At 31.4% G+C, this 15,899-nt stretch carries 15 protein-coding genes; 9 read left to right on the top strand and 6 right to left on the bottom strand.

What is annotated here, in order from left to right; genetic code table 11:
* Positions 1-152 precede the first annotated feature (152 nt).
* Positions 153-869, bottom strand: coding sequence for an RDD family protein (locus tag ACR9ES_RS03310; protein ID WP_299002172.1), 717 nt, complete (start codon positions 867-869; stop codon positions 153-155).
* Positions 870-988: 119 nt separating this feature from the next.
* Here ACR9ES_RS03310 and ACR9ES_RS03305 point away from each other — a divergent pair, with 119 nt between their 5' ends.
* From ACR9ES_RS03305 to ACR9ES_RS03280, 6 genes are all read left to right on the top strand, one after another.
* Positions 989-1,954 (top strand): stage II sporulation protein M, encoded by a 966-nt coding sequence (locus ACR9ES_RS03305; RefSeq protein ID WP_435255082.1) that lies wholly within the window; start codon positions 989-991, stop codon positions 1,952-1,954.
* Positions 1,947-2,798 carry a hypothetical protein gene (locus ACR9ES_RS03300; protein WP_435255081.1) on the top strand — a complete coding sequence of 284 codons (852 nt, stop codon included), beginning with the start codon at positions 1,947-1,949 and terminating at the stop codon, positions 2,796-2,798. The genes ACR9ES_RS03305 and ACR9ES_RS03300 overlap by 8 nt, the downstream gene beginning before the upstream one ends.
* A gap of 76 nt (positions 2,799-2,874) precedes the next feature.
* Positions 2,875-3,537, top strand: a complete 663-nt coding sequence (locus ACR9ES_RS03295; RefSeq protein ID WP_435255080.1) for a DUF4129 domain-containing protein — start codon at positions 2,875-2,877, stop codon at positions 3,535-3,537.
* Between the two features lies 1 nt (position 3,538).
* Positions 3,539-4,780, top strand: a complete 1,242-nt coding sequence (locus ACR9ES_RS03290; RefSeq protein ID WP_435255079.1) for a DUF4350 domain-containing protein — start codon at positions 3,539-3,541, stop codon at positions 4,778-4,780.
* Between the two features lies 1 nt (position 4,781).
* Complete coding sequence (locus tag ACR9ES_RS03285) at positions 4,782-5,786, top strand: AAA family ATPase (RefSeq protein WP_299002167.1); 1,005 nt, start codon at positions 4,782-4,784, stop codon at positions 5,784-5,786.
* A gap of 2 nt (positions 5,787-5,788) precedes the next feature.
* Positions 5,789-7,120, top strand: coding sequence for a DUF58 domain-containing protein (locus tag ACR9ES_RS03280; RefSeq protein ID WP_435255621.1), 1,332 nt, complete (start codon positions 5,789-5,791; stop codon positions 7,118-7,120).
* A gap of 46 nt (positions 7,121-7,166) precedes the next feature.
* Here ACR9ES_RS03280 and ACR9ES_RS03275 read toward each other — a convergent pair whose 3' ends face one another.
* Genes ACR9ES_RS03275 through ACR9ES_RS03265 form a run of 3 tightly spaced genes read right to left on the bottom strand, consistent with a single transcriptional unit; the run spans position 7,167 to position 8,131 of the window.
* Complete coding sequence (locus ACR9ES_RS03275; protein WP_299011429.1) at positions 7,167-7,493, bottom strand: CCC motif membrane protein; 327 nt, start codon at positions 7,491-7,493, stop codon at positions 7,167-7,169.
* A 14-nt stretch (positions 7,494-7,507) separates the two neighbouring features.
* Positions 7,508-7,801, bottom strand: a complete 294-nt coding sequence (locus ACR9ES_RS03270; RefSeq protein ID WP_299011434.1) for a DUF2752 domain-containing protein — start codon at positions 7,799-7,801, stop codon at positions 7,508-7,510.
* Positions 7,802-7,807: 6 nt separating this feature from the next.
* Complete coding sequence (locus ACR9ES_RS03265; protein WP_435255078.1) at positions 7,808-8,131, bottom strand: YbaB/EbfC family nucleoid-associated protein; 324 nt, start codon at positions 8,129-8,131, stop codon at positions 7,808-7,810.
* A gap of 73 nt (positions 8,132-8,204) precedes the next feature.
* Between ACR9ES_RS03265 and ACR9ES_RS03260 the strand changes: the two genes are divergently transcribed.
* Positions 8,205-10,367, top strand: a complete 2,163-nt coding sequence (locus ACR9ES_RS03260; RefSeq protein WP_435255077.1) for a S9 family peptidase — start codon at positions 8,205-8,207, stop codon at positions 10,365-10,367.
* Positions 10,368-10,481: 114 nt separating this feature from the next.
* A complete protein-coding gene (locus tag ACR9ES_RS03255) occupies positions 10,482-11,477 on the top strand; it encodes a PLP-dependent cysteine synthase family protein (protein ID WP_435255076.1) in 996 nt (331 codons plus the stop codon).
* Between the two features lie 171 nt (positions 11,478-11,648).
* Here ACR9ES_RS03255 and ACR9ES_RS03250 read toward each other — a convergent pair whose 3' ends face one another.
* Positions 11,649-13,172: a hypothetical protein gene (locus ACR9ES_RS03250; protein ID WP_435255075.1), complete on the bottom strand. Its 1,524-nt coding sequence runs from the start codon at positions 13,170-13,172 to the stop codon at positions 11,649-11,651.
* A 76-nt stretch (positions 13,173-13,248) separates the two neighbouring features.
* Entirely contained in the window at positions 13,249-14,505 is a 1,257-nt protein-coding gene (locus tag ACR9ES_RS03245; protein WP_435255074.1) for an exo-beta-N-acetylmuramidase NamZ family protein, read from the bottom strand.
* Positions 14,506-14,641: 136 nt separating this feature from the next.
* Here ACR9ES_RS03245 and ACR9ES_RS03240 point away from each other — a divergent pair, with 136 nt between their 5' ends.
* Entirely contained in the window at positions 14,642-15,877 is a 1,236-nt protein-coding gene (locus tag ACR9ES_RS03240; protein WP_435255073.1) for an ABC transporter permease, read from the top strand.
* Positions 15,878-15,899: the final 22 nt, after the last annotated feature.

The following is a 15,899-nucleotide window of genomic DNA, read 5'->3' as shown; positions in this document are numbered from 1 at the left end:
TCGTACCCTAGAATTGTAATTTTTTCAATAAGAAAGGTTACGAAAATAGTGTATTCAACGCCGTGAAAAATAGTTTCTATCAGCTTTTTATTAACGAAAAAAATAAGGAAGAGGATAGTAGGTTTGTTTTCAGTAAAATAAATGTTGAAAAATTATTGACGCGCGTAATAATGATAATCTTTAATCACAGTGTTTACAAATTCTGCTGGTTTTTGTTCAGAAGAAATTCCTGTGAGTTCGATAATTTTCGCATGCAGTTTTAAAATCACTTTATGATTTCTTTTTCTCATGGCGTCCTTATATACGTTTGAGATAGTGTGAATATCGTTATCAGTTAACAACGTTACTTGCGAGTAGGTAGGAGTATAATTGTCTACTACATCACTAGCAATGGTGTCTTTTAAGGTGATTCTTTTCTTTTCAGAAATAACAGTAGTTCCTGCAGCAATGTCACCTAAGCGTTGCCCTTTTCCGTTTAGTAAAATGGTTAGTACAGCAACCGAACCACTTGCCAATGTGAAATCTACAACTCGCAACAACCAACGAACTAAATAGCTTCCAAAAGTAGGTTTAGAACCGTCTAACTTTACCACTCTTGTTTGATTGAAATATTTTCCAGGTGTTTGTCCGTTCATTAAAATTTCAAAAATCAAGCTGTAAAAAAATATAGGTAATCCAAGTAGCATGTACAAACTCAGGTATTCCATACTAAAAGGAATATCTAACATTCCTATAATAATGGCTATGATGATGTAATATCCGAAAATAAATAAAGCATCAATTAAGTACGAACCAATACGAGTGGTAACATGTGCCACATTTTGGCTAATAGCAATGTTCTGAGCAGTTTCTATTTGAAATTTATCCATGAATTAGTTTTTCAATTTTTTTATTGATATTTCTACAACTTTTTTTTAGTTTAGCGAAGATAAAAATATTCTATGATTAAGGAAACTTCTCAACAAATACACTTTAATTTTTTGAGTAGATGAGAGAAGCTGCTTTTGTAAATAAAAACAAAGAAAAGTGGCAGCTTTTTGAAGATGCGTTGTATCAAAAAACAATAATTTCTCCAGATAAATTATCAGATTTATATGTGGAGTTGACAGATGATTTAAGTTATGCCAAAACGTTTTATCCTAACGGAAATACGGTTGTATATCTAAATTCTATTGCTTCTGCTGCGCATCAAAAAATCTATAAAACAAAAAAAGAAAGTAAGAATAGATTTGCCAGTTTTTTTAAAACTGAGTTTCCTTTGATGTTTTATGGTTATCAAAAAGAATTGTTTGTTGCTTTTATCGTTTTTGCTTTTTTTACCATATGCGGAGTATTTTCAGCAGCGACTGATACCGATTTTGTACGTCTTATTTTAGGGGATAGTTATGTGAATATGACCTTAGAAAATATTGAAAAAGGAGATCCTATGGCTGTTTACAAAGATGCAAATGAAATTAATATGTTTGTAGGAATTACTATGAATAATATACGAGTTGCTATGTATGCCTTTGTATTAGGAATACTGTTTTCGGTAGGAACTTTATATATAATGATGCAAAACGGAATAATGTTAGGATCGTTTTTGTATTTCTTTTATGAGAAAGGTTTGTTTTGGGAATCTTCAAGAACTATTTGGATTCACGGAACCATAGAAATATCAGTAATTGTAATTGCAGGTTGTGCAGGTTTGGTGTTGGGGAATAGTATATTATTTCCTAAAACCTATTCACGATTAGAGTCGTTTAAAAGAGGAATGAAAGACGGATTGAAAATTATGGTAAGTACCGTTCCGTTTTTTATTGTAGCAGGTTTTTTAGAAGGGTTTGTTACTCGTCATACTGAAATGCCCGATTGGTTAGCCATTTTAATCATAGGAACTTCGTTAGCATTAATTATATTTTACTACGTTATATATCCAATTAAAGTTTATAAAAATCAACTAACACATGAATAAAGAATACATAGAGTTTAAAAGAGAAAGAGATTTAGGAAGTATTATTTCAGATGCTTTTAAATTTATCAGGTTAGAAGGAAAGCAATTCTTTTTATCTATTTTAAAAGTAGCTGCAATACCAATAGTTGTGGCTGTAGCTTCTATGATTTATTATATGATGTCTATGTCATCAATAATTACTGAAGACGCAAGTGCTGCCATTGGTATGCTAGGATCTGTGTTTATTATGATGATAGCTTATTTAGTAGCTATTGTTTTTATAAACTTAGCGGGGATGTACTATATTAAATCTTATATAGATAACAAAGGAGTGGTGAATCAAGAAGAAGTTGTAACCAACACAAAAGCAAAATTTTGGTCGTTTACAGGTTTTGGAATTTTAGCAGGATTGATATTGTTTGCAAGTGCCATGTTATGTGTATTACCAGTATTTTACACTTGGCCAGCATTATCTTTAGGAGCTTCAATCTTGGTGTTTCAAAATGAAACAGCTTCAGGAGCGGTAGGTAAATGTTTTAACTTTATTAGTGGATATTTCTGGGAAGTTTTCGGAGTAGTTTTCGTGGTATCTATTTTAGTAAGTGTTCTAGGATATGTATTCCAAATTCCAGCAATGATTTATCAATTTGCAAAAATGGGATTAAGCATGGGAAGTGATGATCCAACAGAGGTTTTCGGATTTTTTAGTGATCCTATTTACTTAATTTTAAATGTTGTTTCAATAGCAGGTCAACTAATGTTTTACTCAATAACATTAATCACTAACGTGTTTTTATATTTTGATGTTAACGAGAAAAAGAATTTAACAGGAACTATTGAAAGAATTGATAGCTTAGGACAATAATCTTTTGAAACAGTTTCTTTTTTACATAACGTTTTTTATTTGCTCAATCGCTGTTTTTTCTCAGGAGGAAAAAACAGTGATTCAGTATGATGATACTATAATTGAGCAAAAGAAGTTTGATGCTCAAAAAATAGAAGAGTACAAACAAAAAGACGAGTTTATATATGTTGTAGAAAAAAGAGAACCTACCATTTTAGAGAAAATATGGGATTGGATAAAGCGAACAGTTATTAAAATACTTTCGTACGTTTTTGATGATATTACACCAGCAGTAGGATTTTTACGTGTTGTTTTAAAGATTTTACCTTACGTAATAGCAGGACTCGTACTTTTCTTCATTATTAAATTCTTTTTAAAAGTAAACGCAAGTAATATTATAGATGGTAAAAGAGTAAAACCTATCGTACATCTTTCGGAAGAAGAAGAATTGATAAAAGAGAAAGATTTACCAAAGCTAATAGAACAAGCTATTACAGAAGGAAACTACCAATTAGCAGTGCGTTATTACTATTTATTACTGCTGAAAAACTTATCAGATAAAGAGTTTATTTCTTGGCAACAAGAAAAAACAAATGAAGATTATATAAAGGAGTTGGCAACTAAACAACAATTACACGGTGACTTTAAAAAGTTAACCTATTTGTATGATTATGTATGGTACGGAGAGTTTTCAATAGATAAAGAAAAATTCGTGCAAGCAGAAAGTAAGTTTAAAAATACCCTAGCTAAAATTTACTAATTTGGATAAGAAACTTAAAATATACATTGGTTTATTGGTGTTTATACTGCTAGGTATTATTTACATCGAGTCTGTAAAGCCTAAAGAAATCAATTGGTATCCAAGTTATGCTGCTAAGCATAAGATTCCGTATGGTACGTATGTATTGCATAAAGAAATGCCAAGTTTATTTCCGAAGAAAAAAGTAAAAGACATTCATCAAAATCCGTATACATTTTTAAAAGACTCAACCAATAACGGAACTTATTTTTTTGTTGATAATGCATTGAATTTTGGAGAAGATGAGTTTTCTGAACTGCTCAAGTTTGTAAAAAGAGGAAACAATGTTTTTATAGCTACAAACGGAGTACATATTGATACGTTACAAACAGAAACGAGTATTTTAACAACATCAGCTTTTGAAGAAAAAGCGTATCAAAAAATGAGTAACTCAATTTTTGGTGAAACAGAATATCATTTTGATAGAGACTTTTCTAAATTCTATTTTTCCAAAGTAGATACCCTAAATACTACTATTTTAGGTGAGTTAGTAGTTAGAAATGAAAACGATTCTATCATCAGCAAAAAACCAAATTACATTAAAGTAAAACACGGAAAAGGAAATTTCTATTTGCATACTTTTCCACAGGCTTTTACCAACTACAACATGTTGTTAAACAACAATTACGAGTATGTAGCAAATGTATTATCCTATATAAGTACTCCTCAAAAAAAAGGAGTTAATGCAAGTACTATAAATGGGGGTGAAAGTACTGTTTTGTGGGATGCCTATTATAAAACGGGAAAGAGTAGTATTACTTCACCGATGCACTATGTTTTATCAACCCCACCGTTAAAATGGGCATATTATATAGCGTTGATAGGTGTGTTGTTTTTCATTATTTTTAAAGGAAAACGAAATCAGCGATTGATTCCTGTAATTACACCGTTAAAAAATCAAACGTTGGCTTTTACACGTACTATAGCAAATATGTATTATGAAAAGTCAGACCATAAAAATATAGCAGAGCATAAAATCAACTATTTTTTAGAGTATATAAGAGTCAAATACAGACTATCAACTCTAAAGATAGATGAGAGTTTTTATAAAAATGTAGCTAGTAGAAGTGGCAATTCTGAAGAAAAGATAAAAGATTTATTTCAGAAAATAAAACAAATACAATCAAAATCAAACATAACCGAAGATGATTTGATAGCCTTAAACAAAGCTATTGAAGATTTTAAAGCATATAAAAATAGTTAATATGGATACAGAAAATAATTCAGTAGAAACAACAAATGAGTTGTTTACAAGCAGAGTTGACTTGTCAAAATTAAAAGAAGCTGTAGTTAAGATAAAAGAGCAGTTAGGAAAAGTAATTGTAGGGCAAGAGGAGTTTATGGAGCTGTTATTAGTTTCTTTATTAGCTGATGGTCATGTGTTAATTGAAGGAGTTCCAGGGGTAGCTAAAACAGTAACTGCAAAATTATTAGCTAAAACAATTGCTACGGATTTTAGCCGAATTCAGTTTACACCAGACTTAATGCCTTCGGATGTGTTAGGAACTTCAGTGTTGAATATGAAAACTTCTGATTTTGAATTTAAAAAAGGGCCAATTTTCTCCAATATTGTATTGATTGATGAAATCAACAGAGCGCCTGCAAAAACACAAGCGGCATTGTTTGAGGTGATGGAAGAAAAACAAATTACGATGGATGGTGAGCGTTACGCAATGAACCCGCCATTTATGGTATTGGCTACACAAAATCCAATAGAGCAGGAGGGAACCTATGCTTTACCAGAAGCGCAGTTAGACCGTTTTCTATTCAAAATAAATGTTGGATATCCAAGTTTAGACGAAGAAATACAAATAATTACTGCTCATAATGATCGTAAAGGGGCGCTACCTCAAACTCAGGTGGAAGCTGTGTTAACCGAGTCAGAATTGTTAGAATATAGAAGCAAGGTTTTTGAAGTATTGGTAGAAGAAAAGATTATTAAATACATTGCCCAGTTAATTTCTAATACACGTAACAACGCGCATTTATTTTTAGGAGGTTCGCCAAGAGCAAGTATTGCGGTATTGATGGCTTCTAAAGCTTTTGCAGCGATTAACGGACGAGATTTTGTAATACCTGAAGACGTGAAGAAGAGTATTTATCCGGTATTGCGTCATAGAATCATGTTAACTCCAGAACGCGAAATGGAAGGTATGACTCCTGACAAAGTAATTGAAATGATTGTACAATCTGTTGAAGTTCCAAGATAGTGATTCAATTCTTTAAATCGTTATACATACACAACCGCTTTTTTGTTTACATCAGCGTAGTTTCAGCATTGTTTTTAGTGTCGTTTTGGATTCCTGTGCTGTATTCTTTAGTATGGATGTTAGTATGGTTGTTTGTTATAGCGATGTGTATCGATCTAATCATTTTATATCGATTTAAAAACGGATTTTCAGCAAAAAGAATAGTATCAGAAAAGCTATCAAATTCAGATGATAATGAAATAGCGATTACACTTGAAAACAACTATCCGTTTCAAGTTTTTATTTCGTTGATTGATGAGTTGCCTGCACAATTTCAAAAAAGAGATTTTGGACATACAATGTCTTTGAAGCCTGGAGAAAAATCAACGTATGCTTATACTGTTCGACCTGTTGAAAGAGGAGAGTATAACTTTGGAAGAGTAAATGTGTTTGTGTCCTCTATTTTACAAATGTTTTCTAAACGTTACACATTTTCTGCAGAAGAAAGCGTAAAAGTATATCCGTCTTACGTGCAAATGAAAAAGTACGAGTTTTTGGCAATGCACAATAACTTAACTGAGTTTGGTATGAAGAAAATCCGACGTATTGGACATACTATGGAGTTTGAGCAGATCAAAAATTATATTCCAGGAGATGATATACGTACGATAAATTGGAAAGCCACAGCAAAGAGAGGGGATTTGATGGTGAATCAATACCAAGATGAAAAATCGCAACCCATTTATTCGATGATTGATTTAGGGCGTGTTATGAAAATGCCTTTTGAAGGATTGAAATTATTAGACTATGCGATAAATTCAACCTTAGCGTTTTCAAATATTGCTTTATTAAAAAATGACAAAGCAGGAATGCTAACGTTTTCTAAAAATGTAGAGAAAATAGTTGCAGCGAGTAGTAAGAAAACAAATTTATCAGTCATTAATGAAGAGTTATATAATATAACTACAGATTTTTCAGATGCTAATTATGCATTGTTGTATGCTAATATTAAACGAAAAATAAATCAGCGAAGCTTACTGATTTTATACACGAATTTTGAGCATATTTCAGCTTTAAAACGTCAATTACCTTACTTAAAGGCGATTGCTAAAAAGCATTTATTGGTAACTGTTTTCTTTGAAAACACAGAATTAGATACGTTAATTAAAGAAAATGCAGAAGATTTACAAAGTGTGTATCACAAAACGATTGCTGAGAAATACGCATACGAAAAACGTTTGATGATAAAAGAATTAGAGAAAAATGCAGTACATGCTATTTTAACCAAGCCACAGCATTTATCGGTGAATGTAATAAATAAATACCTAGAGTTTAAAGCGAAAGGAATGATATAAAAAAAGCGACCATTTGGTCGCTTTTTTATTATTATAGAATTCGCTACTATTGTAGCTCTTGTAATCTTTCTTGTAATAATTCAGGGCTACCTAAAGCATCCATTCCTATCATAGAAATAACCCAAATGATATAAGCGATAAAAATTACGTTTAATACAATACCAACTATACCCAATGTTTTACCAGTACTAGCATTTTTTACTCCTTCATATAAATCAGGATTTTCATTATTTAATTTAATAGCTTTATTACCTAAAATAACAGCAATAATACCAAGAGGTAATCCAATAACTCCGTAACAACAACAAGTTAAAATAGAGCAAATACCTAATACTAATGAAGTGGTTGAATTTGGTAGTTTTTGTTTTTCCATAGTTTTTCTAAAATTTAAATTATTTGATTCATTTTTATTACATAGCTAGTCACAATAATGGCTATGTTAACGATAGCCAATATACTGATTATTTTTTGGGCGTATTTTACTTTATAAAAGAAGTTAATAGCAACAACAAAAGCTAATGCTAGTAAGGTATATATAGCAGGGTACATTTTAAAAGCTGCTATAAATTCCCCGTGAAAAACTAAGCTTAACGCACGTTGTATGCCGCAACCTAAACAATCCATTCCAAAGAATTGTTTGTTTAAGCAGGGTAGCATATAATCTTCTAATTGTAAAAACATAGCCTATTATTTAAACATATCCATTCCAGGAATGTTTGGCATACCGCTTTTTGCAGCAACTGCTAATTCTTGTTCGTTAATTTCACCAGCACGCTTTAACGCTTTGTTTAAAGCTAAAATTAAGTAATCTTCTAGCTCTTCTTTATCTTCTAATAAAGATTCGTTAACAGTAATAGCTTTTATTTCTCTATTTGCCGTTACGGTAACTTTTACATTTCCATCAGCAATACTTTCATCAATTAAAACGGTATCTAAACGTTTTTTAGTTTCTTCTACTTTTTGTTGGGCTTCTTTTAATTTACCCATCATTCCAGAAATATCTCCGAACATAATCCTTCTTTTTTTATGATTTACTTAACAACAAAAATAGTATTTTCACAAGAAATATAAACCAACTTTAAAAATGAAAAAATTAATGCTACCAGCTTTGGCATTTAGTCTTATTTTTGCGTCTTGTAAAAAGCAAGAAATGAAGAATGATATCAAAGCTCCAGTTGCTGAAAAACAGCCGACAAAGTTAGAGAAACATGGAGATGTACGTACTGATAATTATTTTTGGATGCGTTTAACCGACGAGCAAAAAAATGCTGAGGTTAAAGATGAGCAAACTCAAAAAGTATACGATTACCTAAACGCAGAGAACACTTATTATAATGAAATGACGAAAGAAACGAAAGAGTTTCAAGAAGAGTTGTTTCAAGAAATGAAGGGGCGTATAAAAGAAGACGACGAGTCTGTTCCGTATAAAAAAGATGGGTACTTCTATATTACTCGTTACGAAAAAGGGCAACAGTACCCAATTCATAGCCGTAAAAAAGAAACTTTAGAGGCTGAAGAAGAAATCATGTTCAATGTGAATGATGAAGCTAAAGGATATGATTATTTTCAGTTAGGAGGATTGAATGTATCTCCAGATAATAAAATGATAGCTTTTGCTACAGATACAGTAAGCCGTCGCCAGTATTTTATCAGAATTAAAAATCTTGAAACAGGAGATATTTATAAAGATATTATTGAAAACACGACTGGAGGTTCTGTATGGGCAAATGATAATAAAACGTTGTTTTATGCTAAAAAAGATCCTGTAACATTACGTTCTTCAAAGATTTACAAACATACGTTAGGTTCTGATGCATCCTTAGATGAATTAGTATATGAGGAAAAAGATGATACGTTCGGAGCTTTTGTTACCAAGTCAAAATCTAAAGATTATATCATAATAGGTTCGTATAGTACTGTTTCTACAGAGTACCATGTATTAGATGCTAATAACCCTGATGGAGAGTTACGCATTATTCAACCTCGTGAGCGAGATTTAGAATATGACGTAGCACATTACGGAGATCATTTTTACATTAAAACGAATAAGGATGGAGCGACTAACTTTAAGTTAATGAAAACTCCTGTAGACAAACCAGGAAAAGAAAACTGGGTAGATGTAATTCCTCATAGAGATGACACTTTATTTGAAGATTTTTCAATTTTTAAAGACTATTTAGTTTTAGAAGAAAGAAACGAAGGATTGAATAAAATCCGTATCAAACGATGGGATGGAACAGAAGATTACTACTTGCCTTTTGATGAAGAAACGTATTCAGCAGGGGTATATGGAAATCCTGAATTCGATACAGAGGTAATTCGTTATTCTTACAATTCAATGACAACTCCAAGTTCTGTGATTGATTTCAATATGAAAGATAAATCAAAAGAAATTAAAAAAGAACAAGAAGTTTTAGGAGGAAAGTTTGATAAAAACAATTACGTAAGCAAGCGTATTTGGGTACCTGCACGTGATGGTAAAAAAGTAGCATTATCAATTGTACACCATAAAGATACTAAGCTTGATAAAAACACGCCAATTTTACAATATGCATATGGGTCTTACGGATATACAATTAATGACGGATTTTCAACAACACGTTTAAGTTTATTAGATCGTGGATTTGTATATGCATTAGCACATATTAGAGGAAGTCAGTATTTAGGACGTGAGTGGTATGAAGATGGTAAAATGTTAAACAAGAAAAACACCTTTACCGATTTTATTGATTGTTCTAAATATTTAATAGATAATGGTTATACATCACCAGAGCATTTGTATGCTATGGGAGGTTCTGCTGGAGGTTTATTAATGGGAGCTGTTATAAACATGAATCCAGAGTTATATAATGGGATAATTGCAGCAGTACCGTTTGTAGATGTAATTTCTACGATGTTAGATGATAGTATTCCATTAACAACAGGTGAGTATGATGAGTGGGGGAATCCTAACAATAAAGAATATTACGATTATATCAAATCGTATTCTCCATACGATCAAGTTGAAGCAAAGGCATATCCAAATATGTTAGTAACTACAGGTTTACATGATAGTCAAGTACAATACTGGGAGCCAGCAAAATGGGTAGCTAAACTACGTGAGTTAAAAACTGATAATAATTTATTATTCTTACATACAAACATGGAAGCAGGTCACGGAGGAGCATCTGGAAGGTTTGATGCTTTAAAAGAAACTGCAGAAGAATACACGTTCTTTTTAATGTTAGAAGGTAAGTTAAAAAAATAATTATATTTTTGCGCTCTATTGAGTGTAAGTGTCATTGCGAAAGCAACGAACAATCTCAACAGATTTTTCGTGTCCGTTTTTCGTAATGACACTTTTTCTTATTTATAAAACATAATGAAAAGACATCAAGGTATTACCAATTCAATAATAGATTTAGTAGGTCAAACTCCCATGATTCAACTGCATCGAATTACCCAAGATTTACCGGGTACTTACTATGCAAAAGTTGAAGCTTTTAATCCAGGTCACTCTGCTAAAGATAGAATTGCACTTCATATTATAGAAACTGCTGAAGAAAAAGGAATTGTAAAAGAAGGAGATATTATTGTGGAAACAACTTCTGGTAACACAGGGTTTTCATTAGCAATGATCAGTATTGTAAAAGGGTATCGCTGTATATTAGCAGTAAGTGATAAGTCTTCTCAAGACAAAATAGACATGTTAAAGTCTATGGGAGCAGAAGTACATGTTTGTCCTGCAAATGTTACTCCTGACGATCCTCGTTCGTATTACGAAGTAGCTAAAAGATTGCATAGAGAAAATCCAGGGTCTATTTATATCAATCAGTATTTTAACGAATTAAATATTGAAGCACATTATAAGAGTACGGGACCAGAAATTTGGGAACAAACCGACGGAAAAGTAACCCACGTAGTTGCAGCTAGCGGGACAGGAGGAACGATTTCTGGAACAGCACGTTATTTAAAAGAACAAAATCCTGATATTCAAATTTTAGGAGTTGATGCTATGGGGTCTGTGATTAAAAAATACCACGAAACTGGTGAGTTTGACGCCAATGAAATCAGCCCTTATAAAATTGAAGGATTAGGTAAGAACTTAATTCCTACCTCTACAGATTTTGATGTAATAGATGTATACGAAAAAGTATCAGACAAAGAAGCAGCTTTAAAAGCCAGAGAATTAGTAAAAGCTGAAGGAATTTTTGCTGGATATACTTCAGGAGCAGCCTTACAAGCTACACAGCAATACGCAGATAACGGATTTTTTGATGAAAATAGTGTAGTGGTAGTAATTTTACCAGATCATGGTTCTCGTTATATGAATAAGATTTATTCTAATAAGTGGATGAAAGAGCAGGGGTTTTTATAGAAGGCACTTATTTACTCTAGTAGTCCTTAGGAAGGGTTTCCTTTAATTGACAATCTTGCAAACTGGGGAATTAACTATAGGCAATCGATGTGTGAAGAGAAATGATTTGAGTATTACTATAGGTAAGATTAAGGAGTAAATTTTATATATTTTGATTAATATCAGTAGTAATTATAAATTTTTGTAACAATTGAATAATATTAATTCTAAAGTTATAATTTTTGTTGTGTCTTCTGAATGTTTAAAATTATAAGTTATTATTGTTTTAAACTTTTCTTCTACAAATGAATCATAAAGTTCATGTTCTTCAATTGTTTCTTTAGCAATTTCAATAACTTTTGTAAAATCTTTGTTATCCTTGTTGAATATAATAAGAGCAACTTTTTCATCTCTCCATAAAACATATCTTTCAAAAAGTTGATTAATTGCTGAACTTAAATAAGAACTTCCTTTCCATAACTTACATTCAGCAATAAAGATATTACAAGCATTTAAATCTTGAATTAAGATATCGGTTTTACCATTTTTGTTAAATGTTTCGCCAGTTGTTATATGGTTTTTAGATATTTGAGTTAAATGAGGAAGAAAATAATCTCTAAATTCTTCTTCACCAAAAGCATTATGAAGATGATTTAATTTTTCTAAACTTTGACCAAAAAAGAATATTTGTTGAATTAAAAAAGAGTGAAAGCTTTGCTCTGTAATTTTATCAAAAATTGGTTTTAACTCACCGATAAATTCCTTTTCATTTTTCAACCATTTTTTTAGAACTTTAATATATTTTAATTCTTTTTTTGAAAAATTTTCTAATAGTAATAGTTGTTCAATTTTGTGTTTTTCGGTAACAATCTGAACTTCATATTTTTCTTTATCGGTTATATTTAAGCTTTTGTAAATGTTTTCAGATGTTAATTGAGATAATATTTTTCTTGTATGATTGAAAAGTATTTCAATTAGTTCGCTTTGTGTTCGACTTTTGAATTTTGTTAAGCCTGTAAATCTATTATATTCACCATCATACAAGAATAAATTCATAGGTAGTTTACCTTTGTATGCGATTTTTATATTGTTAAATAAGGGGATTTCAGGAATAAACTTTATCCAATTTTGAAAAGTTGAGTTTAATAAATTTAAATCTGTATTTTTTTTAACTTTTTCTTCAGTTAAGGAATTAAAATAATCTAATAATTGATTTCTTTTCCATTCAATTTCTTTTGGTATAACTAGACTATTTTTTGTCCAATATTTAATGGCGCTAAAATACCTTTCACCTCCAACATTAGGCGCTCCAAAACTATCAATTGAATAGTCTATATAGTCTGTTATTTCTTTATACCAACTATCTTTTTGAATACTGAGTTCAATAAAACTATTTGTGAAACTAACTGAATTCACTACTTTATTAGGAATATTGACATATAGTTCCTTTTTGAACCATTTCTTTTTCAATAAATTTTTATGATTGTCACAGCAATTAGGAAATGAGTCAAACCATTCATTCAAATTTGAAAGAATTTCTTTATGATAATTACAACAGTTTGGAAAACCCTCAGGTTGTTTGTAGTCATGGTATGGTTTAGTAGAGTAACCTAAATCCCAAATATCACTAGCTGGGATTTGTATAAATTTTTTGTTTTCAATATCTGAAATAAATTTTTTAGGATTTGAAATTTCAAAATTTATACTTCTTTTCATAAAGACTTTTTTTTAAGCACCTTATAGGTGTAGTAACCGTAATATATGTTAATAGTTAAATATAATAATTATCTATCTATTCATACAACAAATACTGCTCACGTACTTTTTTAAAGTCGTTTAAACCTTGTTGCCAACTTGTTTTAATTTCTTCTTCTGAAAGTCCTTGTTCAATTTGTTCTTGTAGTTTTTTAGTTCCTGCTAGTTTGGTAAAAAAAGCATTGAAAAAATCTTTTTTAGGAGACTGTTCGTACGCTTTTTTAAGCCAGCTAAGATCTAAGTTAGCTAAACGGATGTGAGTGCTTAAATCTTCTCCAAAACACACTTCTCCTTTATATTTTGGGTGTTTTGCTCCCTCATTCGGTTGCGGAGTAAAACTAAAACCAGTTTTTTCTAAATATGGTGAACCGTAAATTTGAAACTGTTTGTCAGTTCCTCTACCAGCAGAAACGTTTGTTCCTTCAAAAAAGCACAAACTAGGGTATAAGTTAATAGAAACATCATTCGGTAAATTAGGCGACGGTTTTATGGGTAAACTATAGGTTGATTGATGTGTGTAATTTTCTAAAGGAATTACTGTTAAATCACATTTCACTCCATTAGCTAACCATTTTTCGCCGTTAATCATTTGTCCGTATTCTCCAATCGTCATTCCGTAAACAACAGGTACAGGGTGCATCCCCACAAAACTTGTATGTTCAGGCTCTAACATAGGTCCGTCAATATAATGTCCGTTCGGATTTGGTCTATCCAATAAAATCACAGGAATATTTGCCTCGGCACAAGCTTCCATCACATAATGTAAGGTAGAAATATAGGTGTAAAAGCGAGCGCCCACATCTTGAATATCAAAAACAACAGCATCAATTCCGTTTAATTGTTCAGGTGAAGGTTTTTTGTTTTTTCCGTACAACGAAATAATCGGAATCCCTGTTTTTATATCTTTTCCATCAGCGATTGCTTCACCAGCATCAGCTTTTCCTCTAAAACCATGCTCAGGAGCAAAAACCTTTTGTACGTTAACTCCTTCGTAATTATGTAAATAATCTACTAAGTGATGTTGTACCATTTTAGAGCCCATGATATTTGGAGCAACTTCAGCTCGTTGTAACACTTGTAAAACCGAGGTTTGATTGGCTACAATGGCAATGTTTTTATTTTTTAAAAGAGGAAGGTAGGCTGTGGTTCTGTCAGCACCCGTTTTAATAGTTTTTGGTTCTTCTTGTTTTGCGACTTCTTTAATGGGTGATTTTTTTTGCGGTTGCGCACAAGAAGTAAGTTGAAAACTGAATACTAAAAAAAGTAAAAAAACGGAATTAAAAGAAAGCTTCATCTATAAAAAATTAAAAGATAAAGGTACAGATTTCTATTTTTTAAGAATAATAAAAGTTAAAGAATTAAAACCTAGGTATTCTTCTCTTTCTTTCCGTAAGAATTAGTTACTTTTGGTTTTGTAAAAAAGAAAACATTTGAATTTCGAACTATTTATAGCAAAACGAATCATTGCTGGAAAACAGTATAAAAGCAGTATTTCATCACCTATCATTACCATTGCAACCATTGCTATAGCACTAGGAGTGGCAATTATGCTGATTGCGGTATCAATAACCTCAGGTTTTCAGAATAAGGTACGCGATAAAATGACCGGATTTAAAGGTCATATTCAAATTGTAAATTATGATAATAACAATTCGGATGTTTCTACAGTTCCGATTGATATTAATCAAGAGTTTTATCCAGAGTTTAAAAATATTGAAGGAATAAAAAAAGTGCAACCTTTTGCCAATGTGGGAGGAATCATAAGAACTCCATCCGATTTTGAAGGAATAATACTGAAAGGAGTTTCAGCCGACTATGATTTTACTTTTTTCAAAGAATGTTTGGTTGAAGGTCGCTTGCCTAATTTCAATCAAGAAAGAAATAGAGAAATTTTAATTTCAGAATCGATCGCTAATCGATTAAACTTTAAACTAAACGACACGATTCAAACATGGTTTGGTGCGGAAAATAGCCAAGTAAAATTCAAAAGAAGAAAACCCGTAATTGTAGGAATTTACAACACAGGGTTTGAGCAGTTTGACAAAATCATGGTGTTGGGTGATTTAAGAGAAGTGCAACAGATTATTCGTTGGGAGGAAAATCAAGTAGGAGGTTTTGAGGTGCTGATTGATGATTATGATGAGTTAAGACAAAAAGGAGACGAAGTATATTCAAGTATTGGAGCAACCCTAAACAGTATTACTATTGTTGATAATTATCCTGCAATTTTTGAATGGTTAAAGTTATTAGATAACAACGTATGGTTTATTATCGGAATTATGGTGTTGGTTGCAGGAATAAACATGGTAACAGCCTTGTTGGTTCTTATCTTAGAACGTGTACAAATGGTTGGGATTTTAAAAGCCTTAGGAAGTGTAAATTGGAGCATCAGAAAAATATTTTTATACAATGCTTCGTATTTAATTTTAAAAGGATTGTTCTGGGGAAATCTTATCGGATTGAGTCTTCTTTTAATTCAGAAGTACACAAAATTAATAAGCTTAGATCCTGAAACCTATTATGTGTCTACGGTACCTGTAGATATTAATTTACTAGCGATTTTATTGTTAAATATAGGTACGCTAGCATTATGCTTTTTAATGTTGATTGTACCTTCGTATATCATAACCAAAATCCGCCCTTCAAAATCCATTCGATTTGCTTAGTTTTGCATAACATTAATTAGAT

This window comes from Tenacibaculum sp. A30 (assembly GCF_051200845.1).
In the GTDB taxonomy this organism is placed as follows: domain Bacteria; phylum Bacteroidota; class Bacteroidia; order Flavobacteriales; family Flavobacteriaceae; genus Polaribacter.
Note: the sequence above shows the minus strand (reverse complement) of the source record. Positions and strands in the feature narration are given on the sequence as shown.